Here is a 24,710-nt window from a genome sequence, read left to right as displayed (position 1 = left end):
TTTCGTTACCATCAGGGCTATTTATAAAACCATAAACCTTTTGAACCAAAAAATTGCCATAACAGCCATAGCGTCAATTTCTGCTTTAGGAAATAAGCAAAATCTTATTTGGAAAGAATATCTAAATAGTAAAACAGCTATTTCTAAAAAACAATTAGGTACAAAGGAAATTTGGACAGCAACTCTTCCAGTAGAAACATCTTTAGCAATTAATGAATTACAAGAATCCGATTCTAAATATCGCAATTTAGACAAGTCTGTTTTATATGCTATTTATGTTTCTCGACAAGTTATACAAAAAGTAGGTTGGACTAACAAAGATATTTTCGGAATAAATATAGGTTCCTCACGTGGAGCAACAGAATTATTTGAAAAATATCATACAGAATTTATAAAAACTAATAAAGTAAGTACTTTAGCTTCACCCACAACCACATTAGGAAATATTTCGAGTTGGGTCGCTAATGATTTACAAAGCTCTGGGCCAGAAATTTCACATTCTATTACTTGTTCTACTTCTTTACATGCCTTATTAAATGGTGTGGCATGGATGAAAGCAGGAATGGTAAATAAATTCATTGTTGGAGGCTCAGAAGCTTCTTTAACACCTTTTACAATAGCTCAAATGCAAGCTTTAAATATCTATTCAAAGCAAGAAGATGATTACCCATGTAAAGCATTTGATTTGAATAAAAAAGAAAATACAATGGTATTAGGGGAAGGAGCTAGTGTAATTACTTTAGAAGCTGGTAACGTAATAAATGCTTTAGCTTACATTGAAGGAATGGGTTATGCGACAGAAATTTTGGAGCACAATATTTCTATTTCTACAGAAGCAGATTGTTTTCAAAAATCAATGAAAATGGCTTTGCAAAACACACCTTTAGAAGAAGTAGATGCTATTGTTATGCATGCACCAGGAACTATAAAAGGAGATTTATCGGAATTTAATGCCATTAAAAAAGTATTTGGAAACCAATTTCCTTTTTTAACAACGAATAAATGGAAATTAGGACACTCTTTTGGTGCTTCTGGGATATTGAGTTTAGAATTAGGACTTTTAATGATTCAAAATCAAGAAGCCATCTCAATTCCTTTTTATCAACAAGAAAAACCAAAAAAGATTCATAAGGTGTTAATTAATGCGGTTGGTTTTGGTGGAAATGCAGTTAGTATATTAATTTCAAACTAAAATATGGATTCAATTATCAGTTATACAAAAAATATTGCTTTTGCAAAGCGCTTTTTCGGTTTTTCATTTGCTATTTTAGGAGTAACAATGCTTTTATTAACAGGAAGTTTGTTTGCTTTAATATTTATAATAATTGGGTTAGGGTTGAATGTGGCTGAAGGATCAGAAATTAATTTGTCTGCCAAGACATTTAGAACATTTAATTCATTATTTGGTTTTAAAACAGGAAAATGGAAAACAATTCCAAATTTTGAATATATATCTGTTTTTAAGACTAAAGAAAGCCAAACTGTAAGAGTTGTATCAGCAGAAACTACTCATAAATATGATATAATATTGGTAAACTTATTTTACAATAGGAATAAACATTTTACTTTTTATAAAACTGACAATAAAGAAGATGCTTTGGAAGTGGCTAATCATTTTAAGTTAGCTTTAGGAATTGATATTTTAGATGCTACTGAAATAGAAAAGAAATGGTTATAATAAAAAAGTCCTGCAATTGCAGGACTTTTAATCTTTCTAGGTAATCAAAAAATAATTATATATTAGTCTTCGATAACTACTACTTGAGCAGCTACTTTACCTTTTCTTCCTTCTTCTTCTTCGTAATTTACTCTTTCTCCTTGAGTTAATGACTCAACTCTCATTCCACTAGCGTGTACGAAAATGTCTTTTCCTGTTTCCTCATCAGTGATGAAACCGTAACCTTTTTCTTCATTGAAGAATTTAACTGTGCCTGTTCGCATGTTGTAATATAAAATAATTAATAATATTCAAAGATATACTTATTTGTGAAACAAACACGGTTTTGGATAAAAAAATTATTGATTTTCAGACTTTTCCTCTTCTTTTGGTATGTTTTTTAGTACAAAATCTTTAATATTCTTTTTTCTGTATCTATGAAAAATAAATAAAGGCATTAAAATTAAGGATAGTAAAAGAACACCTAAACCAATCCATTTATCACCTTCTGGGTTTTCAGAATTTTTAAGAAAATAACCATAACCTACTAGGCAAAAAAATGATAAAAGTAAAAAGCGTAAAATATATTTCATTTTTTAAAGAATTAAAAAGGGTTCAAAAAAGAACCCTAAAATTTTATTTTAATCGAATATGTAACTCATCCAATTGCTTATCGTCAATTTTTGCAGGAGCATCAATCATAACATCTCTTCCAGAATTGTTTTTTGGAAAAGCAATGAAATCTCGAATTGTTTCTTGTCCGCCTAAAATGGATACTAATCTATCTAAACCAAAAGCTAATCCACCGTGAGGAGGTGCTCCAAATTCAAATGCATTCATTAAGAAACCAAATTGTGCTTGTGCTTCTTCCTTACTAAATCCTAATAAATCAAACATTCTAGATTGTAAGTCTTTATCGTGAATACGAATAGAACCACCACCTATTTCATTACCATTTAAAACCATATCATAAGCATTGGCTCTAACTTTTCTAGGTGCTGTTTCAATTAGTTTAATATCTTCTGGTTTTGGAGAAGTAAAAGGATGATGCATCGCATGATAACGACCACTTTCTTCGTCCCATTCTAATAAAGGAAAATCAACTACCCATAATGGTGCAAATTCATCTGATTTTCTTAATCCTAATCGAGTAGCTACTTCCATACGTAATGCAGAAAGTTGGGTTCTTGTTTTGTCTGCGTTTCCGGATAAGATTAAGATTAAGTCACCTGCTTTTGCATTTGTTGTTTCAGCCCATTTTTTTAAATCTTCTTGGTCATAGAATTTATCAACTGAAGATTTAAAACTTCCGTCTTCTTCACATTTTACATAAACCATTCCTGAAGCTCCAATTTGTGGTCTTTTAACCCAATCAATTAAAGCATCAATTTCTTTTCTAGTATAAGATGCACAACCTGGAGCAGCAATTCCTACAACTAATTCTGCTGAATTGAAAACACTAAAATCTTTATGTTGCGCTACAGTATTTAGCTCACCAAATTTCATTTCAAAACGAATATCTGGTTTGTCGTTCCCATAGGTTTTCATAGCATAATCATAAGTAATTCTTGGAAACTTTGCTATTTCAACTCCTTTTATTTCTTTTAGTAAATGACGTGTTAAACCCTCAAACATATTTAAAATATCTTCTTGCTCTACAAAAGCCATTTCACAGTCAATCTGAGTAAATTCTGGTTGACGGTCGGCTCTTAAATCTTCATCTCTAAAACATTTTACAATCTGAAAATATTTATCCATTCCTCCTACCATCAATAATTGTTTGAATGTTTGAGGAGATTGTGGTAAAGCATAAAATTGTCCTTCATTCATTCTACTTGGCACCACAAAATCACGTGCTCCTTCTGGAGTAGATTTTATTAAATAAGGAGTTTCTACTTCGCAAAATCCTTTATCAGAAAGATATTTACGAACTTCCATACTTACTTTATGACGAAACAATAAGTTGTTTTTTACAGGATTTCTACGAATATCTAGATAACGATATTTCATTCTAATATCTTCACCGCCATCTGTTTCATCTTCAATTGTAAAAGGTGGAATTATCGCTTCATTTAAGATAGTAAGTTCTGAAACTAAAATTTCAATTTCACCTGTTGGAATATTTTTATTTTTAGATTCACGCTCAATAACAGTTCCTTTGACTTGGATAACAAATTCTCTTCCTAACGTTTTTGCTTGTTCAAAAACAGTCAAAGCGGTTCTTTTTTCATCAAATATCAATTGAGTTAACCCATATCTATCTCTAAGGTCAACCCAAATCATAAATCCTTTATCACGTGATTTTTGTACCCAACCAGCTAATGTTACTTCTGTATTAATATGTGTAGCGTTTAGTTCTCCACAAGTATGACTTCTATACATTTTCTTAAAATTTATGCAAAAGTAATAACAAATATTAATTTTATCGCTTTAATTTATTAGATTTGAAGTTTATTTTTAATTCAATTTAAGTCTTATGAAAAAATTGGTGATATTATTCCTATTTGCAGTTTTATCTGTTAATGCTCAGGAAACGTCTCAAATGGTGTCTTTCGAGGGTAAAATAGCAAATCGTAATTCAGACTCGATAGTCTTAGCGACTGGTAAAAATTTTAAGAAAACGTTACGCCTAAATAAAAGAGGGCAGTTTAAAGAGGCTTTTGAAATTCCAGCAGATGGATTGTTTCAATTATTTGATGGTTCAGAGACGACTTTATTATTCCTAAAAAATGGATATAATTTGAAGTTGACTATGGATGCTAAGAAGTTTGATGAGTCTATTAAATATGAAGGGAATGGTGCTAAAGAGAACAATTATTTAGCGCAAAAAGCCTTAACTGATGAAGCATTTGAAAAAGATTTAGATGTTTTATTCACAGAAGATGAATCTACTTTTAATGCTAGTTTGGAGAAAAAGAAAATGGGAGATTTATCTCAATTAGAAAAAGCTGGAGTTGATGCTTCTTTATCTCAAATGTTAACTTCAATGATTCAACAAGAATCGATTATGTTAAGCCAATTTTATGCTCAGAAGAAAGTGGCAGAAAAAATGAATGGAGCTATAAGTCCATCATTTAATTACGAAAACCATAAAGGAGGTAAAACAAAATTAGAGGATTTTAAAGGAAAGTATGTGTATATTGATGTTTGGGCAACATGGTGTGGTCCATGTAGAGCAGAAATTCCGTTCCTAAAAAAGGTAGAAGAGAAATTTCATGGAAAAGATATTGTTTTTGTTAGTATTTCTGTAGATACTCAAAAGGATCATGAAAAATGGAAAAAATTTGTTACTGATAAAGAATTAGGAGGAGTTCAATTATTTGCTGACAATAATTGGAATTCAGATTTTATAAAAGCATTTGGAATAAATTCTATACCGAGATTTATTTTGATAGGACCAGACGGAAAGGTAATTTTTGCTGATGCTCCTAGACCTTCATCACAAGCTTTAGATTCAACCTTAGGAGAATTTTTTAATATGTAATTATACTTTTTTTTACAATAAAATATAAAAAATACCAGTGTGAAAGCATTGGTATTTTTTTTGTTTAATATTCTCCAATGTTATTAAATTGTTAAGTAAAAGTTTTTTTTATGTAAAATATTTTATATATTTGTTAGAGAATCATTAACCTATTAATTTAAAAGATATGAAAAAGATAGTAATTGCAGCAGTTTTACTGGTTTCAGGAATGATGTCAGCTCAAGAAGTAAAACCAAAATATGAAGTGGTTGATCAAATGGTTAAAGCTACTTATTTTTATGATAATGGTCAGGTTAAACAAGAAGGCTTTTATTTAGATGGTAAATTACATGGTAAATGGGTTTCATATAATCATGATGGTTCTAAACAAGCTATGGGTGAATATGAAAACGGAAATAAAACAGGTAAATGGTTTTTTTGGAATGATACAGCTTTAAACGAAGTAGATTTTGCAAATAGCAGAATCGCAGAGGTTAAAAAATGGTCTAAAGAAGCTTTAGTGAAAAATTAAATAGATTCTTCTTTTTCTTACAGCATAAAAAAGTCCCAAAATATTGGGACTTTTTCAGTTTCATTCTTTTGTTAATAAAAGTTATGAAACACTCAACTAAAATTTAAGCTTAACTAAAAAGTTAAAAGTTAAAACTAACTCCAGAATATAAACCAACTATATAAGGTTTAAAGTTTCCAGAATTGGAATTAAAAGTATTGATTTGGTATTTAAATACGGGTTGAAAGTTTAATTGGAAAGATTTCCAAAAGTTGTAATTAAAACCCAAACCGACATTACTACTAAAATGTATATCGTTTAAATTATTTGCTTCACCTATATTCATTTCAGAACCTCTTGAAACTAAAGAAATATTGTTTTTGTTTAAAAGTAAAGTACTCATTCCTCCAATAACTTCAATTCCAAATTTTTTATCAAGAATTTTATAACTTAATTCTAAAGGAATTTCTATATATCCCATTTCTTGGTTTAAACTTGCTAGATTAGATTCGTTCAAGTTTTCTACATCATCTGATAAGGAAGAAGAGACAATAGAAGAAGGAGCATTTTTTAAAACAAGATTTTGTGCATTTGTGTTTTGTGAAATGTTTAAAGAGGAAGTACTTACTTGTCTTAAAGCACTAGAATAATAAACGTCATTAGTATTATAATTTATATTAATGGAATTAATTCCTGAACGAATACTTATTTTATTTGTAATGGCATACTGTACACCTAAGCCGTAACTTAATGTTTGTGCATAACTTTTCTCATTACTAATAAATTGTTCGTCGATTGGTGAGCCTTCAGAAATTGAATTGAAATAAACGGGTGCAGCATTACTACTAATCACCCATTTACTTCTTTTCTCTTTTTCTTTTTCATCAGCATTCTTTCCCTCTTCCTTTTCTTTAAGCAATTGTTCTAAAGCATTTACCTCAGTTTCTACTTCGGTAACGACCATAGTACTATCTTTAATAAATCCATTGTCTTGTTTTATTATGTCTAATGGTTTATTTATTGTATTGTTTATAGTTTCAGTGTTTGTTTTTTCTTTATTAGAATTATTAATTCCAACTAAATTATTGTTTTTTGTATTCGATATAATATTATTTTTATTACTGTTGTTCTCTGTAATAATCCCGTTAGAATTTATTTTAGTATCTAAATTTTTTATAATTTCTTCTGGGTTTATATTTGTTTTCTCTAATGAAATCTCACTAACAACTTGCTTATTATTGTTAATTGAAGTTGTCTCTATATTAGTATTAGAATTCTTTATTTTAGTAGTTGTGAATAATTGATTGTTAGTGATAATATCATTCTCTTCAATTATTTTCTCATTCAATTTTACTAAATCACTAGAATTGTCGTTTTTATTTTTATTTGAAACGATTGTTGATTCATTAGTTTTATTAAGAAAAATGCTTTCTTTTTCAACTATATTTTTATTAGAGTTTTCATTCTTGTTTAATGATGATTTGTCTATTTTATTATTGCTTACAATTACCACCGTTTCATTTTTTGTATTAGAGCTATTTTTTTGATTTTGAATCAAATTAGGCTGTTCTAAATTGTTTTTATTTGATGAAATTTCGTTTTCAGATTTTAAATTATTTTCATTTTCAACCACCTCAAATTCATTTTTTATAATCTTTTCTTTAGTGTTTGTTGATTTGTTTTTAATTTCATTTTTTGGCTTATTCTCTTCAAAGACAACTTTTTTTTCTAGATTAGTATCAATAGTATTCGATTCGTAATTTAAAATTAAAAGTAATCCTAGAAATAAAGATGCTGCAATTCCAGAAGCTTTTAACCAAAATGGAATTACTCTTTTTTTCTTCTTTTTGTTTTCTATTCTAGACGCTATTATATTCCAAGAATCTTCAGGTGGTAATACCTCAAAATCTTTAAATTTCTCTTGAAATAGACGTTCTATGTTTTTATTCTCTTTCATTTTATCTTTGGAATTGAAGCATTAGTGTTTGCTTCAATTTTATTTTTTAAAATAGCTTTGGCTCTTGCTAAGTTTGACTTTGAAGTTCCAATATTAATTTCTAGCATTTCTGCTATTTCTTTGTGTGAATAACCATCCATTACATAAAGATTAAATACTAATCGATATCTATCGGGTAACTCTTGGATTATTTTTGTTAAAAAATCAAGAGAGACTTGTTCTTCATCTACTTCAATTTCCGAATCATCTGGTAAGTTTTCCGAAATAATTTCAAAAATGCCCTGATTTCGATATTGTTGAAGGATATGATTAATTACTACTCTTTTTGCCCAACCTTCAAAAGATCCTTTAAAATGAAATTGATTTATTTTCTCATATAAAATTATAAAACCTTCTTGTAAATTATCCTGTGCTTCCTCATAACTTCTCGAATACTTAAGGCAAACTGCAAATATTTTTGGACTTAATAGTCTGTATATCTGCTCAAAAGCCTTAGTATTTCCTTTTTTACAATCATTTATGAGTTGGTCAATTATCAAAATTTATTTCTGTTTTATCAAATAACAGGAACTTCTACTTCATAATAAACATCTTCGCCATTTGCATCTGTACCTTGCCAAAATTTAAATATATAAGATCCATTATTAGTTACATGAAAATTAAAAGTAACTTCTGTTAATTCTGTGTCGGTTGGACTACAATTGTCTCTTTCAAAAACAACATTTCTAATAGCAATTGTTCTTGTGTTTAAATATTTGTCATAATATAATCCATCATAAACATGACAGGTTGTGGGTCTGTAATATTTTAATTTTATTTCATAAGTTCCACCTAGTTCAAAACTATCTGGTACAGTTGCTTCTTCAACAGCTAAGAGCTGAAAATGGTATTTTTCTCCTTCATCAATACTACAAGAGTTTAATACTAAAAATATACTTAGTAAAAAAAGTATCCTTTTCATAATATGTGTTATTGTTAATTTTATTTAAGATGCAAGTTTTTAAAAAGGGTTGCGTATTAAAATAAAAAATCACGAATATTTTCGTGATTTTTTATTTTAAGCATTATTTCCTTTTATGGTTTCTTTTATTTTTGCTTCGAGTTCATCCATTAATTCTGGATTGTCTTTTATTAAAGCTTTTACCGAATCTCTACCTTGACCTAGTTTTGTTTCTCCATAGCTAAACCAAGACCCACTTTTTTTAATAATTTCAAATTCTACTGCTAAATCTAATACTTCACCTACTTTTGAAACTCCTTCACCATACATGATGTCAAATTCGGCTGTTCTAAAGGGTGGAGCAACTTTGTTTTTAACAATTTTTACTTTTGTTCTGTTTCCAATTACATTTTCTCCATCCTTAATTTGTGAAGAACGACGAATGTCAACTCTTATAGATGCATAGAATTTTAATGCATTTCCTCCAGTTGTTGTTTCTGGACTTCCAAACATTACTCCGATTTTATCACGAAGTTGATTGATAAAGAACACTGTACAATTGGTTTTATGAATTGTTCCTGTTAATTTACGCAGCGCTTGTGACATTAAACGAGCATGTAATCCCATTTTAGAATCTCCCATATCACCTTCAATTTCGCTTTTTGGCGTCAAAGCAGCTACTGAGTCAATAACAACAATATCAACCGCACCAGAACGAATTAAACTTTCAGCTATTTCTAGCGCTTGTTCTCCATTATCTGGTTGAGAAATAATTAAGTTGTTTATATCAATACCAAGTTTTTCTGCATAAAAACGGTCAAAAGCATGTTCCGCATCTATAAATGCTGCAATTCCACCAGCTTTTTGAGTTTCAGCTATGGCATGTAGCGTTAAAGTTGTTTTACCAGAAGATTCTGGACCATATATTTCTATAATTCTTCCTTTTGGATAGCCATTTACTCCTAATGCTAAGTCAAGACCTAGTGAACCAGAAGAAATGGTTTCTACTTCTTCTACAGCAGCATCTCCCATTTTCATTACTGTTCCTTTTCCGTAGGTTTTATCTAGTTTGTCTAATGTTAATTGTAAGGCTTTTAACTTTGCATCTTTATCTGAGCTCATAATCTATTATTTTGCGTAAAAATACCTATTTTTTCTCTTTTTGCAATGAAATTTTATTAACAAGTTAAAATTTTATTGACTAAGATTATTTACTACTTGCATACTATTTGCTCCTAGTATCCTAACCTTTGATTAACCTTTGATTGGGAGTAAGAAGCAAGTAAGGATGGAGTAATGGTTATGTTGACTCATTTTGTTTTTGTTAAAAAACCTTAACAAAAATTACAGTTTTTCTACCTCAAAAGTTAAAGTTAAAATAAAGCTATTTTTAAATACCTAACCTACATATTTTTGCTTCGGAAAAAAATAAAAATCTTTAACCAACCTTTTCCTGTTTTTTACCCTCTATTAGTATAAAAAGAGGCAAACTACGTAAAAATACTTAGTAAAAAAGGGCAAAAATACGTATAAATACGTGTTGACTGGTATGGGAAGAATGACCTAGTTTTGTTCTCGAGTAAAAAAGTAAAAATTATATGCTATTCCTATGATAAAAAAACACCCACCCAATTTGAGTTGCAATGTTATTTGCAACCTTTTTTTGCTAAAACTTTTTTTTTGGAAAATTACACAGAAACAAAAAAACGGATTTTTTACACAACAAGTTTTTTTGCCACTTGTAATTATATTTTTAAAAATCGTATTATATACTAAATAAATATATTGTATGTTACATAAATTGCAAAGGTAATTTGTTCTCTATTATAATTTTTGTTTAAAGTCAATTAAAAAAATTAACCTTATGACACCAATACTTTTAAAAGTTAAAATTAAAGATTTCTTTAGTAAGAAATATGTGATTAATAAAATCAGATACGTTTGTTTATTTTTAGTGATGATTTTTTTTAATCTTTCTATTTATTCTCAGCAAGATGCATATACAACATATGGAGAAATAAAAAATGTCATACCCGAAGGAAGTATGACAGCTTCACCTGATGTGTCAAGTTTCCAAAAAATAAACATTTTCGACATGAACTTGTATACAGGTAAAGCAGATGTATCGATTCCATTGTATACAATTAAATCAGGAGATATTGAAATTCCTATAGGATTACAATATAATACAGGGGGAATAAAAGTTGATGATGTTGCATCATCGGTAGGTTTAAACTGGAGCTTAAATGCAGGAGGAAGTATTGTAAGAGTTGTAAAAGACAATCCAGACAATGATGTTACTTATGCATTATATTCTGAGTATGATTGGGATTTACAAACTGTTTTATTTCCATCATTAGGAAATATGGGTTTTAATAGAAAAGGAGCAAAATCTAAAGTAGATTATTTGGCTTGGGGCGCTCAAAATAGATTTGCTGTGTATTCTGAGGATTTAAATGGGGCAACTGCTATTCCAGGCAATTGGGGTGCCACTTATGGGTATTGTGATCCAATTCAAAATAACGATTTGTCACCAGATTTATTTATTGTTAATGCTCCAAGTTTGAGTTCTAAGTTTTTATGTATAAATACTTCTTCTAATGAAATATATCCAAATAATTCATCTAACTTTACTACTACTTTTTTAGAGAACCCTAGTTATAAAATGGAGTCAACTCTTATAGATATTAGAGATAGTAGTGGATTTGGATTTATGTCAAATGGGAATCATCAAGGAAGAATATATAAGAAAATTAAGGATTTTTATGAGTTTACTATTCTTAATTCTAGTGGAATGAGATATAAATTTAACGAGGAAGAAGTAAGTGAATCAATTTTAATACCAGGGAATTTTAATGATCCAAATTATAGTTCTGGGTCTTATATAGCTGCTAATCAGGCGGTTCAAGTCACTATGAATAACTACTCTAAGAAAATACATACTTGGAATTTATCGGAAATAGAAAGTTTAAAGACTAATAAAAAAGTGAACTTTGGTTATGAAACTTATGCAAATGATTACAATGATGTTAAAACTTTCACAAGCAGAAATATAACAATTAACAATACGCCTAATCCTGTTCCGCCGGATATGTGTTTGTTAAATTTTGCTTCAGAAACGCCACTAGATATCTATCCGCCTTCGGGTGCGGAAAAATATTGGGAGAAAAACCCGAAACGTAAAAGATTATCTTCAATTACATTTAATGAGGGTATAGTTAATTTTATTTATACTAATGATAGATTGGATTTTCCAGGTGAAAAGTCTTTAGATGAGATTATTATTAAAAATTTTAAAGATGAAGAAATAGAACATTATTATTTTAATTACTCCTATTTTAGTTCTAAAGAAAATTGTAGTGAACCAGAATGTAAAAGACTTAGATTAGATTCTATTTCAAAAGTTTCTGGAGTGGTGACACAAACACATTTATTTGATTATGAATATATCCAAAAATTGCCAAGAAGAGGTAGTCTTGAACAAGATTTTTTTGGATTTTATAATAATAATGGCTTAACTGGAATTACCTCTAATAGCAGTTCACAATATACTCCAAAATTGTATTTTTATCCTAATAAAAATCAAAACTCTGTACTTCCTTTCCAAAAAACTAATGACCCTAATTATACACTTATACCAGGTCAGATCGATTTAACACCTAATTCTTATTCTTTAACTGGATTACTTAAAAAAATAACTTACCCTCTCAGTGGGAGTTTAGAATTGGAATATGAAAACAATATTTTTTATTTTGAAAGTCAGACATACGTAGGTGCAGGTGCTAGAGTTAAAAAACAAAAGTTAACAGAAAATGGTTTAGTTGTAAAAAATGTTGAATACAAATACGAAGAAGAAAATGGTATCTGTTCTGGATATCTAAATAATTTACCCGTTTATGGTTATTTAAATAGATATAAAACAAACCCTTTTCAAGTTTATAGCTTTTTAGTTTATGATAAACCAAAAGGGAATTTGGAATTAACAAATGGCAGTTATATAGGCTATTCAAGAGTAAAGGAATTTGAAGTAGGAAATGGGTATACAATTTATGAATTTAATTCGCCTAAGACAATTGCAAACATACCAAGTCAAATAGTTACTCAAAGTGGTTATTGTACTGAACTTACAGATGCAAATAATAGTAGTTGTGTAAATGCAATGGTTTTAAATTCTGCATATCCTGGTTTAGGAGAGGTTGATAATGATTATAAAAGAGGAAAGTTAATCAATAAAGAAATATACAATTCTAATAATATAAAATTATTAGAAGAGCAGTTTACATATTTGAATAGGGATATAAACTCTCTAGGTATATCCAAATCATATATAGTTCCAAAGTTCAATTCAGATTTTATTACATATAATTTTAAAATAAACTCTTCAATAAAAAACGCACAATATTTAACTACAAAAATAGTAAAGAATGAATACTTTAATGGTCACAATAAGTCGACAACAACAGATTACACTTACACTCCTAATTATCCTTTTATTAAAGAGATTAAGCAATATGATAATAGTAATGAAATAACATCATTAAAATATTATCCTTTTGATGTAGAAGTTAATAGTTTGCCTTATGTGAATAATTTAGTTACTGAAAATAGGATATCGGAAGTTGTAAAAGAGAGTGTTTTAAGGGATAACCAATTATTAAATACATCACAAAATAATCTTAACAATTTTAACGGTTTAATTCTTTCAAAAAGTATATCAACATCAAAAGGAGTAAATAGTACTTTAATTGAACAAGAAATTATTAATTTACGAGATTCGTTTGGTAATATTTTGCAATATCAAAAAAAGGATAATGCCTATGTCGCAATTATCTGGGGTTATAATAAAACCCAACCTATTGCCAAAATAGAAAACGCTACCTATGCAGAAGTACAACCCTATGAAGCGAACTTACAAACCCTTTCAAATGGTACAGACGAAGCTAGTTTAATTACCGCTTTAAATAATTTAAGAACTGCATTACCCAATGCAATGGTAACCACTTATACTTACAACCCACTAGTAGGAGTCACTTCTATAACCGACCCGAGAGGCTATACAACTACTTATCAATATGACGATTTTAATCGTTTGGAGTCTATAAAAGATGCAAATGGGATAAAGGTTTCAAAGAACGAATATCATTATAAAAACTAAGACAAGATGAAGAAATTATTATACATACTAATGCTAATTCCTGTTTTTGTTTTTGGACAAAGCTTAGATAAAAATTTTATTAAGACAACAATTTACAACTATGAATCTCCAAATCCTAATAATGTAGTTAATTATTTATATGAGGATTATAATTTAAATATTGATTTATCCACAAATGACGCTCAGGCTTTTTTCACTGATTATGGAAATGGTTTTATAAATATAAACATTACAGATGATTTATTAACTGTTGAATTTAATTCAATATTTAATAGTTATGGGAGCGTTAATACTATGTCGCAAACATCGTTTTTAGAAACAAATATACCTTTGCCTAATATAGTATTAGGTAACTTAGACTGTGGCGTTAATTTTTTAGGTTTGATTAAAGTTTCAGTATTGAATAATATGCTTTATTTAGAAGATAATTATTCATATAATTATGGAGATATTAATTCATTTAATGGCATCTTTACTTATCCTTTAAGTGAGTTTGCAGGAATTACTGGTCCTGAGTCAAGATTGACCGAAAGTATTACTTACTTTGATGGACTAGGAAGGCCTATTCAGCAAATTGCTCACAAACAGTCTGCAAGTGGTAAAGACATTGTAACTCATATAGAATATGATGCATTTGGTAGACAAACCAAAGAGTATCTACCCTTTATAGCCTCAACAACCCCTTCATTAGATATTAAACCAAATGAAGTAGTAAGTTTTTATGGTTCTAATAATGTGACTTTAACAGGGAATCCTAATTTTGAAACTACAACAAATCCTTATAGTGAAAAGGAATTAGAAGCTTCACCTTTAAGCAGAGTGTTTAAACAGGCAGCACCAGGAAATGCATGGGCAATGAGCAATGGTAAAGAAATAAAGTTTGATTATCAGACTAACATTGCTAATGAAGTAAAATATTTTAAAGCTATAGCAAATTGGGAGGCTACCTTAGGATTATATGATATTTCTTTAAGTAATCTAGGTTATTATAATGCTAATGAACTTTATAAAACCATTACCAAAGACGAAAATTGGTCAGCAACACAAGCCAATATAAATGACCATACCATTGTAGAGTTTAAAAACAAGCAAGGACAAGTCGTTTTAAAAAGAAGTCATAATCAAAACAAATGGCATGATACGTATTATGTGTATGATGATTATGGGAACTTAACTTATGTTTTGTCTCCAGAGATTAACACTTATCCCATAGAGCAACAAATTTATTCTTTTTCATATATTGGATTTGGAGACTTAGAAACAGTATATAGTCACCCTACACAAGGATGGTCAAATGATGGAGACCTTAGTATAGATAATAACCAACTATATTTTTATTTTCAAAGTTATGATAATGCAAATGTTCCATTAAATACTAGCAGTATTGCCATAAATTTAGCAGCTATTGGTTTTAATGTTATTTTACCAGATATGCAATTAGGTCCAGTAACTATTAAGTTAGCAGATGGGACTTATTCAGATACGCACTATTCTGCTTATATTCAAAATGGGAATATTTATTTAACTGGAGATGGTACGATTGCAAAGGAGGTTCATATGGATTTTCAAGTAGATCTTAATACGATTACAGGTCCAGCTCCTACATCGGTAAGTGTTGATGACATCAACAAACTAGGCTATCAATACAAATATGATTCTAGAAATAGATTAGTCGAAAAGAAGCTACCAGGAAAAGACTGGGAATATATTATATATGATAAACTAGATCGTCCTATTTTAACCCAAGATGCTAACTTAAAAACACAAAACAAGTGGTTGTTTACAAAATATGATGCTTTTGGAAGAGTTACTTACACTGGTATATGGACAAATCCAACACCCAACCAATCAAGAGCAACAGTTCAAAATACAGTTAATAGTCAAACCACACCAGTTTGGTTCGAAACCAAATTAGTGAACCCAATTACCATAGCAGGTACAAGTATATATTACAGCAATACTGCTTTTCCAAATACATTTCAAATAGATGAAATAGAAATTCTAACTATTCAATATTATGATAATTATGAAATAGGTAACCAAGTTGCGTTTAATCCTGCAAATGGCTCTGGAACATGGGAAGGGATGACAGCAGTAGCTAATGTAAAAGGATTGCCTACAGTTTCAAGAGTAAAAGTATTAGAGACAAATAATAGCTGGATAACTACAGCTACTTACTATGATGCAAAAGGAAGAGCGTGGGAAACACATGTTAAGAATGACTACCAACTCTCTGAAGACTGGACTTTAATGAAGCTAGATTTTATAGGAAAGGTTTTAAAAACACAAACCAGTCATACAAAAAACGGAACTACTACAACTATCATAGACACTTTTACTTATGATCATGCAGATAGACTTTTAACTCAAGTACAAAAAATAAACACACAACCAGAACAGTTGATTGTTAAAAACACTTATGATGAGTTAGGTCAATTAATCAAGAAAGGTGTTGGAAATACAGAAAGTACTCCCTTACAAGAAGTAGATTATGCTTATAATATAAGAGGTTGGTTAAAAGATATAAATAATATGGGGCATTTAGGCAATGATCTTTTTGCCTTTCATTTAAATTATAACGAACAAGATACTCCTTATACTTCTGCTGGAGCACCAGGAACAGCTCTTTATAATGGAAATATTAGCAGTACCAACTGGACCACTAATAATAATTCTACAGCAGTAAAATCCTATTATTATAGTTATGATGCCTTAAACAGGTTAAAAACAGCTTATTCTGCGGAAAATGATGTAACTAATAATAAGTATCTTGAAAACATACACGGTTACGACAGAAATGGTAATATTTTAGGTTTAAATAGACAAAGTCAAAATCCGACTAATCCAAACAATGGAATAGGAATTGATTATTTAACATATACCTATGATGCCAATCAATTAAAAGGAGTAAAAGATAATTATGGACTTTCTGCTAATGGAATAGAAGGATTTAAAGATGGTAATACTGTAGGAGATGATTATGAGTATGATGCAAATGGGAATATGGTTGTAGATAACAATAAAGGGATTACTTCCATTGAATACAACCACTTAAATTTACCCACTAAAATTGAATTTGCAAATCAATCTGGAGCTCCTGAAATTTTATATAAATATGATGCTATAGGAACAAAAATTGAAAAAAAAGTAGTTAGTGGAACATCCTCAAATATTACTACAACTTATGTAGGAAACTATATTTATGAAAATAATGTACTACAATTTTTCTCACAACCAGAAGGTTATGTATCGCATAATAATGGTGCTTTTTCATATGTATTCCAGCACAAAGACCATTTAGGCAATGTGAGACTATCATATGCAGATGCTAACAATGATGGTGCCATTACTTCAGGAACAACCGAGTTGTTTTACGATGGTTTTGAAAATGGTAGTGGTTGGGAAAGTACAAGTCATGGAGGATATAATACTCTTACTGCTTATGACAACAATAAAAAACACACTGGTAACTTCTCTGGTAAAATAGAGAAATTAACTACAGGAGAAATAGTTGTACAGCAAAATAATTGGGTAGCTATAAATATAACGCAACCCACAGAATTTATTTTCTCAGCATGGGTTTATAGTGATAATCCTAGTGCAGATTTATATTTATTCCAAAATATGGATGTAGATCAAGGGTATGGCTATAGAAATGAATATGTAAGAACTACTCAAAAAAATAGATGGGTCTATATCGAAAAGAGAGTAACGGTACAACCAGATATTACCAGATTATCCATAAGAATAGACAACAATGGAGGAGGAACAGTTTGGTTTGATGATGTAAGCATAAGACAAGTAAACCCTAATACAGAAATTGTAGAAGAAAACAACTACTATCCTTTTGGATTAAAACACAAAGATTCAAATAATTTACTTAACTTAGCTACAGGAAATGCAGTGGCTCAGAAGTATAAATACAACGGAAAAGAACTGCAAGATGAACTTGGTTTAAATCTATATGATTATGGTGCAAGGAATTATGATGCAGCTCTAGGACGTTGGATGAATATCGATCCGCTAGCGGAAAACTCTAGAAGATGGACACCTTATAATTCTGTTTATAACAATCCTCTACGTTTTGTTGACCCTGATGGGATGCAAGGAGAGGATTGGATAAAAAGAGGAAATCAAATTTTTTATGATTCTGACATTACTACCCAAGAACAAGCAGTTGAAAAATATGGTGAAAATGCACAGCATCTTAATGAAGGTTCAAAATTATATAGTTCAACTAATAATGGTAAAGCAGATGGAGAGTATAGTTATACATTTCATGATAATGGTACCATAACAAATCAAGATGGTAGTGATGTTTATGCAAAAGAAACGTTTGAAACATCACGAGGAACAACTATTATAGGCACTGAAAGTCATGGGTCAAGTATTAATCTTGAACTAAATGCCGCTCTAGGAGGAGGATTAGGATTTGATTTGAGTTTTGTTAAAGATTCAGGAGGTAATTGGGGTGTATTTTTAAACTCTAATTTAAATGTAGGATTGGGTGTTGATACAGGATTATCTCTTAATAAGATAGAGTCTACACATGGTGGTCCATTTTTATTAGAACATAATGCAGCCGATACTTACTCAATTAATGGAGGTTTAAAAACTGGAGTAGGTGTTGGAGGCGGATATGGTGGAACATTAAGTAGTGATGTTTCAAATGCAGGTAAACTTAATCCTGCAAATTTTGGAACTAGTGATGATAATAAAGGATTTATTTTTTATTCGAGGTCTACTTTTTGGGGTGAAATGGAAGGTGGATTAATGTATAGAAGAACTATTTCAACTCAATTACATTAATAGTATGTTTAAAAACAATAAAAATATTTATATCATAATTTTTGTTATTATTTCATTAGGAATTGGAATTTATATTTATAGTTTAAGGTTTATTGATTTTAGTAATAAACATAATAATATTTATCTTAAGAAAAATTTTTATGGTAAAGTGATAGGCAAAAAAAAATCTAAAAATAATTCGACAGTTTTAGTTTTAAAAGGAGGCGAAGAAATTATATTAATACCTCAATTTGTTTGCTATATAGAAATAGGTGATTCTATTTATAAAAATGACGGCGATTCAATTGCGTTTATTTACGTAGGAAATAGATTGAAAAAAAAGATTAATTATATTGAGCCTAATAAAATTTTGGAAAAGTAATATAAGTATGTTTAGTTAGATAATTTTTGGTAATGTTTCAAAGTTAGTGACAACCCTTTTCACACAAACTAACCAATTGAAAATTAAAATTTAATTAAAATTTAATTAAAAAATGTATAGAAAAGGAACGCCATATGGCGTTCCTTTTTGTGTTATATAATGTCTTAAAACAAAGAAAATGGTAAAAAGTCGCCCTCGTGTTTAGCTTCGTTCTGTTCGCCATTACCTCAGGAACAACCGAGTTGTTTTACGATGGTTTTGAAAACGGTAGTGGTTGGGATAGTACAGGAGCAATTTATGGAGAAACAATAACTGCTTACGACACTACAAAAAAGCACAGTGGAGCAATATCTGGCAAACTAGAAAATTTAACTACCACAGTAAAGTATGTTCATAGCAACACATGGATTCCTATAAATATTACACAACCTACCGAATATATTTTCTCTGGATGGGTGTATAGTGATAACCCTGTAGCTGAGATATATTTATTTGAAAAGACAGATGCCGAGACAGGTTATTTCACAACAGTTGCTTATGAGAATATGGGAGAAAAGAACCGCTGGGTATATATACAAAGAAAAGTAACAGTACAGCCAAATATTACTAAGCTAAATCTAAGAATAGACAACAATGGAGGAGGAACAGTATGGTTTGATGATGTAAGCATAAGACAAGTAAACCCTAATACAGAAATTGTAGAAGAAAACAACTACTATCCTTTTGGATTAAAACACAAAGATTCCAATAATTTACTTAACTTAGCTACAGGAAATGCAGTAGCTCAGAAGTATAAATACAATGGGAAAGAATACCAAGACGAGTTAGGACTTAATTTTTATGATTACGGAGCAAGAAACTATGATGCAGCTTTAGGTAGATGGATGAATATGGATCCATTGGCTGAACAGATGAGAAGACACTCCCCGTATAATTATGCTCTAAATAATCCGATGTATTTTGTTGATCCTGACGGAATGGCTCCAGCTGGACTTGGTGACCCTAAAACAACGGTAAGCTACAAATTAATTAATGATAAAAAGAATATTCATGAAACTAAATGGACAAGAACCACCAGTTCAAGCATGTCATATGTTGATAAGGATAAAAACACTACTATAGTCCATACGACAGTAAGAACTGAAAATATTACGACAACTATTAATGTTGGAAAAAAAGGTAAAGCTGAGTATTCAAGTACTCAATCTATTTCGGAAACTACTTCAAAAAATGAAAGAAGAAATATAGACATAACAAATTCAAGTACATCATTACATATGAGTAATGATCCTGTGGATAGTCCATTTGGAGAAACAGAAGTTTTAAATTCTAGTAGTGAAACTAATGAAAATTTTGATTTAAGTTCAAACCCTCAAGCAGAAGCTTTTGCAACTAACATTGGCGATAATATTGATGTGAATAATGAGTATAATCCTTTTAATGGTGATGTTTCAGTAATACCTAAAGGAGCTGGTCTTATGTTAAAAATAGCAAAAAAAGCTATTGATTCTAATAACCCTTTATTAAAAGGAGTGTCAAATGCTTTACTTGCAGTTGATATTGGTCAATTTATTGGCAATAAATATAGAAATAATGCAGACCATTCAGGCAGGAAAATTACTTTTAGCGTTGATGAGAATGGTAACCTAATAAGACAGTAATAATGAATAGTACTCACATTGTAATTATAGTAATTTGGTTTATTCTTTTATTTGCTAAATTTTTAAAATTTAATAAAATTGAAGACTATACAACAATTTTAAAGCTTGATAAGTTTGCATTACATGGTTTGAAATCATTTTATCAAGCTAAATTAATAAATATATCAACATTATTATTTTATATAGCGTTTGGTTTTACAGAGTTTGATTTTAAATATTTCATTTTGCATATTTTAATATTTATTGTGAGCACTATAAAAATCGAAACTAATAAATCTAACAATATTGATTAATAAATAATTAAAAATCGAAATATAGTTATCTAAAATTGACAAAGTCCTAATCTCTTGAATAAGTCATTAACTTTGTTAGTGATATGGTTTACTCTATCAATTTAATATTAGTAAAAATTACTACTTTAGTATTAGGAAGTAAATCTAAAGGTTAGTGTATGTATCTTACAAACATCTAACGAATTGATAATCAATAAAAATTAAAAATAATTGTAAAAAAGATGAACTATATAGTTCATCTTTTTTATGTTTAAAGCTTTTAAACCAAATACAAATATTAAAATAATTCAATTTATAAAGAAGGTCTAGGAATAAGAAGTACAGCAAGAATATTACAAATTTCAACTACTACTGTATTGAAAAGAATTATTACTATTGCAAAAAAATTCCAAATCCTATTTTCTTCAAGAATAAAATTTATGAGTTAGATGAAATGCGTTGCTATTTAAAACGTAAAGACAAATCCATATGGATTGTGTATACATTGGAAAGAAAAACGAAGCGAATTGTTAGTTTCAGTTTAAGAAGAAGGTCAAAACGAACCATTCAATATGTTACTAATTCGTTATTGCTTTCTTTTCCTAAAAGCATCTATACAGATGGTTTAGTGCATTATAAATCTTTAGTAGAATCAGCAATTCATAAAGTAAAGCGTTTTGGTACTAACCAAATTGAAAGAAATAATCTTACTATGCGAACTCACTTAAAACGATTGCAGCGAAAAACCATTTGTTTTAGTAGAAGTTTTATTCTTTTACAAAGTGTTTTGTATATTTATTTTTTGGGTTGACCCATTTTAAAATAAAAACTATCTTTGCTGCGAATTCTTCCATTTAGAGTTCGTTAAAATAATAATCTGTACAGACGTAATGAGTTACGTCTCTTAAAACGTTTATAGCATGCAACTGTATAACACCTTAAGCGCAGAAGAAAGAGCCGAGCTTATAGATCAAGCTGGCAAACAACGTCTTACGTTGTCTTTTTATGCGTATGCCAAAATTGAAAACCCACAACAATTTCGTAATGAATTATTCCTAGCGTGGGATAAATTAGATGCTCTTGGGCGAATCTATGTTGCTCATGAAGGAATTAATGCACAAATGAGTGTTCCAGCCGATAATTTTGAAGCTTTTCGTGAAACGCTAGAAGTTTACGATTTTATGAAAGGTATTCGTTTAAATGTTGCTGTAGAACAAGACGATCATTCGTTTTTGAAACTAACCATTAAAGTACGTCATAAAATTGTAGCTGATGGATTAAATGATGAAACATTTGATGTAACTAATAAAGGAATTCACCTAAAAGCAAAAGAATTCAATCAAATTTTAGAAGATCCAAATACTATTGTAGTAGATTTTAGAAATCATTATGAAAGTGAAATTGGCCATTTTAAAGGAGCCATTACTCCAGACGTAGAAACGTTTAGAGAGAGTTTGCCAATTATTAATGACCAACTTCAGAATCACAAAGAAGATAAAAATCTAGTGATGTATTGTACTGGTGGAATTCGTTGTGAAAAAGCAAGTGCTTACTTTAAACATCAAGGGTTTAAAAATGTGTATCAATTAGAAGGAGGGATTATTCAGTATGCCAAACAAATAAAAGAAGAAGGTTTAGAAAGCAAATTCATTGGTAAAAATTTTGTTTTTGATAATCGTTTGGGGGAACGCATCACAGAGGATATTGTGTCTCAATGTCACCAATGTGGAAAGCCTTGTGATAATCATACAAATTGTGCTAATGATGGTTGTCATTTATTGTTTATCCAATGTGACGAATGCAAAGCTGCTATGGAGAATTGCTGTTCTACAGAATGTCTAGAAACAACTCATTTACCATTAGCAGAGCAAGTAAAATTGCGAAAAGGAAAGCAAGTAGGAAATAAAGTTTTTAGAAAAGGAAAATCTGAAAATCTAAAGTTTAAACATTCAGGTGACTCGAGAACTATGCTCGAACAGGCGAAGCAATTAACTGATGTAGCTTTAGATGTTGTTCCAAAAGTAAAACCGATTCGAGAGCGAGTAAAAGTTAAAAAAGTATTAATTGGTAAAGCCGAACATTATTTTGTTAAAGCACAAGTAGGACAATTTTTAATTGAAAATAACGAGTTAAAAATTGGAGATAAAATTATTATTTCTGGACCAACAACTGGTAATGAAGAATTAATTCTTGAAAAAATGTTGGTAAATGGAAAAGAAATAGAAGTAGCAAAACAAGGAGATAAAGTCACTTTTGAGGTTCCATTCCGAATTAGATTATCTGATAGACTTTTTAAAATAATTAGCAAATGATGTCTTCAGGAAAAATAGAATTGATGGCTCCTGCTGGTAATTTTGAGTCTTTACAAGCTGCTTTAGAGAATGGTTGTGATTCAGTTTATTTTGGAGTAGAACAATTAAATATGCGTGCTCGAGCAACTGTCAACTTTGTTTTAGATGATTTGCCTGAAATTGCTCGAAGATGTAAAGAAAAAAATGTAAGATCCTATTTGACATTGAATACAATTATTTATGATCACGATTTGTCGATTGTAAAAATAGTATTAGCTAAAGCAAAAGAAGCTGGAATTACTGCTGTAATTGCTTCAGATCAAGCCGTGATAATGTCTGCTCGAACAATGGGAATTGAAGTGCATATTTCTACTCAATTGAATGTAACTAACATTGAAACGGTTAAGTTTTATGCTATGTTTGCCGATACTATTGTATTATCGAGAGAATTGAGTTTGCGTCAAGTAAAAAAGATTACAGATGAGATAGTGAAAGAGCAAATTAAAGGACCAAATGGGAATTTAGTAGAGATTGAAGTATTTGGTCATGGAGCTTTGTGTATGGCAGTTTCAGGAAAGTGTTATCTAAGTTTGCACTCACATAATTCATCTGCAAATAGAGGTGCATGTAAGCAAAATTGTAGAAAAAAATATACTGTTATTGATCAAGAATCTGGTTTTGAAATAGAATTAGATAACGAATATATGATGTCTCCTAAAGATTTATGTACGTTAGATTTCCTAGACCAAGTGATTGATTCAGGAATTAAAGTTTTAAAAATAGAAGGTAGAGGAAGAGCGGCTGATTATGTGGCTACTGTAATAAAAACCTATAGAGAGGCTATTGATGCTTATTATGAAAGTACTTTTACTAAAGAAAAAGTAAAAATCTGGATGGAAAATCTGGCCACAGTTTATAATCGCGGATTTTGGAGTGGGTATTATCTAGGGCAAAAACTTGGAGAGTGGTCCGATAATCCAGGTTCTAGTGCTACTCAGAAAAAAGTATATGTAGGAAAAGGGGTGCATTATTTTTCAAAAACAAGCATTGCAGAATTTAAAATAGAAGCTTACGATATAAAGAAAGGAGATAAAATTTTAATTACTGGGCCAACTACTGGAGCGCAAGAATTAATTTTGGATGAAATGTATGTAAATAATGTAAACACAGAAAAAGCAATAAAAGGAGATAATTGCACATTAAAAGTGCCTTTTAGAATTCGATTATCTGACAAATTGTATAAAATTGTAGCGAATTAATGGTTATTATTACTTTACAAAGAGATAAATGTATAGGGTGTAATTATTGTGTAGAAATGGCTCCTAATTTGTTTCAGATGTCAAAAAAAGATGGTAAGACAGTACTGTTGAAGGCTATAGATTCAAAAGGATTTCATACATTAAAAACACCAGATCATACTATTGCTGAAAATGGAGAATTAGCAGTTAGAGCTTGCCCTGTTAAAATTATTTCAATAAAAGAAGTTTAAAAAGTAATTACAATACACTATATGAAACCTATTTACGTTAAAATGTAAATGGGTTTTTTGTTTTAATGCTAGTTTTCAGTTTAAATGGATAACTAAATTTGTATTATCTTTACACTCAAAATACGTTTTAGACAAGTAGTGCTG

At 29.8% G+C, this 24,710-nt stretch carries 18 protein-coding genes and 1 pseudogene; 12 read left to right on the top strand and 7 right to left on the bottom strand.

The genetic code is table 11. The features are described from left to right. Nucleotides 1-40 precede the first annotated feature (40 nt). Nucleotides 41-1,192: a beta-ketoacyl synthase N-terminal-like domain-containing protein gene (locus ACULEV_RS16025; protein WP_445456052.1), complete on the top strand. Its 1,152-nt coding sequence runs from the start codon at nucleotides 41-43 to the stop codon at nucleotides 1,190-1,192. A 3-nt stretch (nucleotides 1,193-1,195) separates the two neighbouring features. Then, nucleotides 1,196-1,678, top strand: a complete 483-nt coding sequence (locus ACULEV_RS16020; RefSeq protein ID WP_445456051.1) for a hypothetical protein — start codon at nucleotides 1,196-1,198, stop codon at nucleotides 1,676-1,678. Nucleotides 1,679-1,740: 62 nt separating this feature from the next. On the opposite strand, the gene ACULEV_RS16015 is transcribed toward ACULEV_RS16020, so the two are convergent. The 3 genes from ACULEV_RS16015 to aspS form a co-directional block, all read right to left on the bottom strand. Beyond that, nucleotides 1,741-1,941 (bottom strand): cold-shock protein, encoded by a 201-nt coding sequence (locus ACULEV_RS16015; protein ID WP_045969567.1) that lies wholly within the window; start codon nucleotides 1,939-1,941, stop codon nucleotides 1,741-1,743. Between the two features lie 75 nt (nucleotides 1,942-2,016). Beyond that, nucleotides 2,017-2,250 (bottom strand): hypothetical protein, encoded by a 234-nt coding sequence (locus ACULEV_RS16010; protein ID WP_445456050.1) that lies wholly within the window; start codon nucleotides 2,248-2,250, stop codon nucleotides 2,017-2,019. Nucleotides 2,251-2,293: 43 nt separating this feature from the next. Further along, nucleotides 2,294-4,039, bottom strand: a complete 1,746-nt coding sequence (gene aspS / locus ACULEV_RS16005) for an aspartate--tRNA ligase (RefSeq protein WP_445456049.1) — start codon at nucleotides 4,037-4,039, stop codon at nucleotides 2,294-2,296. A 94-nt stretch (nucleotides 4,040-4,133) separates the two neighbouring features. Between aspS and ACULEV_RS16000 the strand changes: the two genes are divergently transcribed. Then, nucleotides 4,134-5,141: a TlpA family protein disulfide reductase gene (locus tag ACULEV_RS16000; RefSeq protein WP_445456048.1), complete on the top strand. Its 1,008-nt coding sequence runs from the start codon at nucleotides 4,134-4,136 to the stop codon at nucleotides 5,139-5,141. A 166-nt stretch (nucleotides 5,142-5,307) separates the two neighbouring features. Then, entirely contained in the window at nucleotides 5,308-5,652 is a 345-nt protein-coding gene (locus ACULEV_RS15995; RefSeq protein ID WP_445456047.1) for a toxin-antitoxin system YwqK family antitoxin, read from the top strand. 121 nt (nucleotides 5,653-5,773) lie between these two features. Here ACULEV_RS15995 and ACULEV_RS15990 read toward each other — a convergent pair whose 3' ends face one another. From ACULEV_RS15990 to recA, 4 genes are all read right to left on the bottom strand, one after another. Beyond that, nucleotides 5,774-7,588, bottom strand: coding sequence for a hypothetical protein (locus tag ACULEV_RS15990; RefSeq protein ID WP_445456046.1), 1,815 nt, complete (start codon nucleotides 7,586-7,588; stop codon nucleotides 5,774-5,776). Further along, complete coding sequence (locus tag ACULEV_RS15985) at nucleotides 7,585-8,127, bottom strand: RNA polymerase sigma factor (protein ID WP_445456045.1); 543 nt, start codon at nucleotides 8,125-8,127, stop codon at nucleotides 7,585-7,587. Before ACULEV_RS15985 ends, ACULEV_RS15990 begins: the two co-directional genes overlap by 4 nt. A gap of 17 nt (nucleotides 8,128-8,144) precedes the next feature. Further along, nucleotides 8,145-8,549 carry a hypothetical protein gene (locus tag ACULEV_RS15980; RefSeq protein ID WP_445456044.1) on the bottom strand — a complete coding sequence of 135 codons (405 nt, stop codon included), beginning with the start codon at nucleotides 8,547-8,549 and terminating at the stop codon, nucleotides 8,145-8,147. A gap of 96 nt (nucleotides 8,550-8,645) precedes the next feature. Next, complete coding sequence (gene recA / locus ACULEV_RS15975) at nucleotides 8,646-9,650, bottom strand: recombinase RecA (protein ID WP_445456043.1); 1,005 nt, start codon at nucleotides 9,648-9,650, stop codon at nucleotides 8,646-8,648. 742 nt (nucleotides 9,651-10,392) lie between these two features. Here recA and ACULEV_RS15970 point away from each other — a divergent pair. The 8 genes and pseudogenes from ACULEV_RS15970 (at nucleotide 10,393) to ACULEV_RS15935 (ending at nucleotide 24,566) form a co-directional block, all read left to right on the top strand. Continuing rightward, nucleotides 10,393-13,683: an RHS repeat domain-containing protein gene (locus ACULEV_RS15970; RefSeq protein ID WP_445456042.1), complete on the top strand. Its 3,291-nt coding sequence runs from the start codon at nucleotides 10,393-10,395 to the stop codon at nucleotides 13,681-13,683. A 6-nt stretch (nucleotides 13,684-13,689) separates the two neighbouring features. After that, the gene (locus ACULEV_RS15965) at nucleotides 13,690-18,492 is read left to right on the top strand and encodes a DUF6443 domain-containing protein (RefSeq protein WP_445456041.1); all 4,803 of its coding nucleotides are present in this window, start codon (nucleotides 13,690-13,692) and stop codon (nucleotides 18,490-18,492) included. A gap of 4 nt (nucleotides 18,493-18,496) precedes the next feature. Continuing rightward, nucleotides 18,497-18,853 (top strand): hypothetical protein, encoded by a 357-nt coding sequence (locus tag ACULEV_RS15960; protein WP_445456040.1) that lies wholly within the window; start codon nucleotides 18,497-18,499, stop codon nucleotides 18,851-18,853. A 692-nt stretch (nucleotides 18,854-19,545) separates the two neighbouring features. Then, a pseudogene (locus ACULEV_RS15955) lies at nucleotides 19,546-19,833 on the top strand (RHS repeat domain-containing protein); the annotation flags it as partial. A 1,407-nt stretch (nucleotides 19,834-21,240) separates the two neighbouring features. Then, nucleotides 21,241-21,597 carry an IS1 family transposase gene (locus ACULEV_RS15950; protein ID WP_445456039.1) on the top strand — a complete coding sequence of 119 codons (357 nt, stop codon included), beginning with the start codon at nucleotides 21,241-21,243 and terminating at the stop codon, nucleotides 21,595-21,597. A 109-nt stretch (nucleotides 21,598-21,706) separates the two neighbouring features. Continuing rightward, a complete protein-coding gene (gene trhO, locus ACULEV_RS15945; RefSeq protein ID WP_445456038.1) occupies nucleotides 21,707-23,098 on the top strand; it encodes an oxygen-dependent tRNA uridine(34) hydroxylase TrhO in 1,392 nt (463 codons plus the stop codon). Beyond that, a complete protein-coding gene (locus tag ACULEV_RS15940; protein WP_445456037.1) occupies nucleotides 23,095-24,336 on the top strand; it encodes a peptidase U32 family protein in 1,242 nt (413 codons plus the stop codon). Before trhO ends, ACULEV_RS15940 begins: the two co-directional genes overlap by 4 nt. Beyond that, nucleotides 24,336-24,566 (top strand): ferredoxin, encoded by a 231-nt coding sequence (locus ACULEV_RS15935; protein ID WP_445456036.1) that lies wholly within the window; start codon nucleotides 24,336-24,338, stop codon nucleotides 24,564-24,566. Before ACULEV_RS15940 ends, ACULEV_RS15935 begins: the two co-directional genes overlap by 1 nt. Nucleotides 24,567-24,710: the final 144 nt, after the last annotated feature.

It is taken from the genome of Flavobacterium sp. HNIBRBA15423 (assembly GCF_052655965.1).
Note: the sequence above shows the minus strand (reverse complement) of the source record. Positions and strands in the feature narration are given on the sequence as shown.

Bases quoted from the DNA above. Each gene is read 5' to 3' on its own strand.
- ACULEV_RS16020 (WP_445456051.1), top strand. From the start codon at position 1,196: ATGGATTCAATTATCAGTTATACAAAAAATATTGCTTTTGCAAAGCGC.
- ACULEV_RS16015 (WP_045969567.1), bottom strand. From the start codon at position 1,941: ATGCGAACAGGCACAGTTAAATTCTTCAATGAAGAAAAAGGTTACGGT.
- ACULEV_RS16010 (WP_445456050.1), bottom strand. From the start codon at position 2,250: ATGAAATATATTTTACGCTTTTTACTTTTATCATTTTTTTGCCTAGTA.
- aspS (WP_445456049.1), bottom strand. From the start codon at position 4,039: ATGTATAGAAGTCATACTTGTGGAGAACTAAACGCTACACATATTAAT.
- ACULEV_RS16000 (WP_445456048.1), top strand. From the start codon at position 4,134: ATGAAAAAATTGGTGATATTATTCCTATTTGCAGTTTTATCTGTTAAT.
- ACULEV_RS15995 (WP_445456047.1), top strand. From the start codon at position 5,308: ATGAAAAAGATAGTAATTGCAGCAGTTTTACTGGTTTCAGGAATGATG.
- ACULEV_RS15990 (WP_445456046.1), bottom strand. From the start codon at position 7,588: ATGAAAGAGAATAAAAACATAGAACGTCTATTTCAAGAGAAATTTAAA.
- ACULEV_RS15980 (WP_445456044.1), bottom strand. From the start codon at position 8,549: ATGAAAAGGATACTTTTTTTACTAAGTATATTTTTAGTATTAAACTCT.
- recA (WP_445456043.1), bottom strand. From the start codon at position 9,650: ATGAGCTCAGATAAAGATGCAAAGTTAAAAGCCTTACAATTAACATTA.
- ACULEV_RS15970 (WP_445456042.1), top strand. From the start codon at position 10,393: ATGACACCAATACTTTTAAAAGTTAAAATTAAAGATTTCTTTAGTAAG.
- ACULEV_RS15965 (WP_445456041.1), top strand. From the start codon at position 13,690: ATGAAGAAATTATTATACATACTAATGCTAATTCCTGTTTTTGTTTTT.
- ACULEV_RS15960 (WP_445456040.1), top strand. From the start codon at position 18,497: ATGTTTAAAAACAATAAAAATATTTATATCATAATTTTTGTTATTATT.
- ACULEV_RS15950 (WP_445456039.1), top strand. From the start codon at position 21,241: ATGCGTTGCTATTTAAAACGTAAAGACAAATCCATATGGATTGTGTAT.
- trhO (WP_445456038.1), top strand. From the start codon at position 21,707: ATGCAACTGTATAACACCTTAAGCGCAGAAGAAAGAGCCGAGCTTATA.
- ACULEV_RS15940 (WP_445456037.1), top strand. From the start codon at position 23,095: ATGATGTCTTCAGGAAAAATAGAATTGATGGCTCCTGCTGGTAATTTT.
- ACULEV_RS15935 (WP_445456036.1), top strand. From the start codon at position 24,336: ATGGTTATTATTACTTTACAAAGAGATAAATGTATAGGGTGTAATTAT.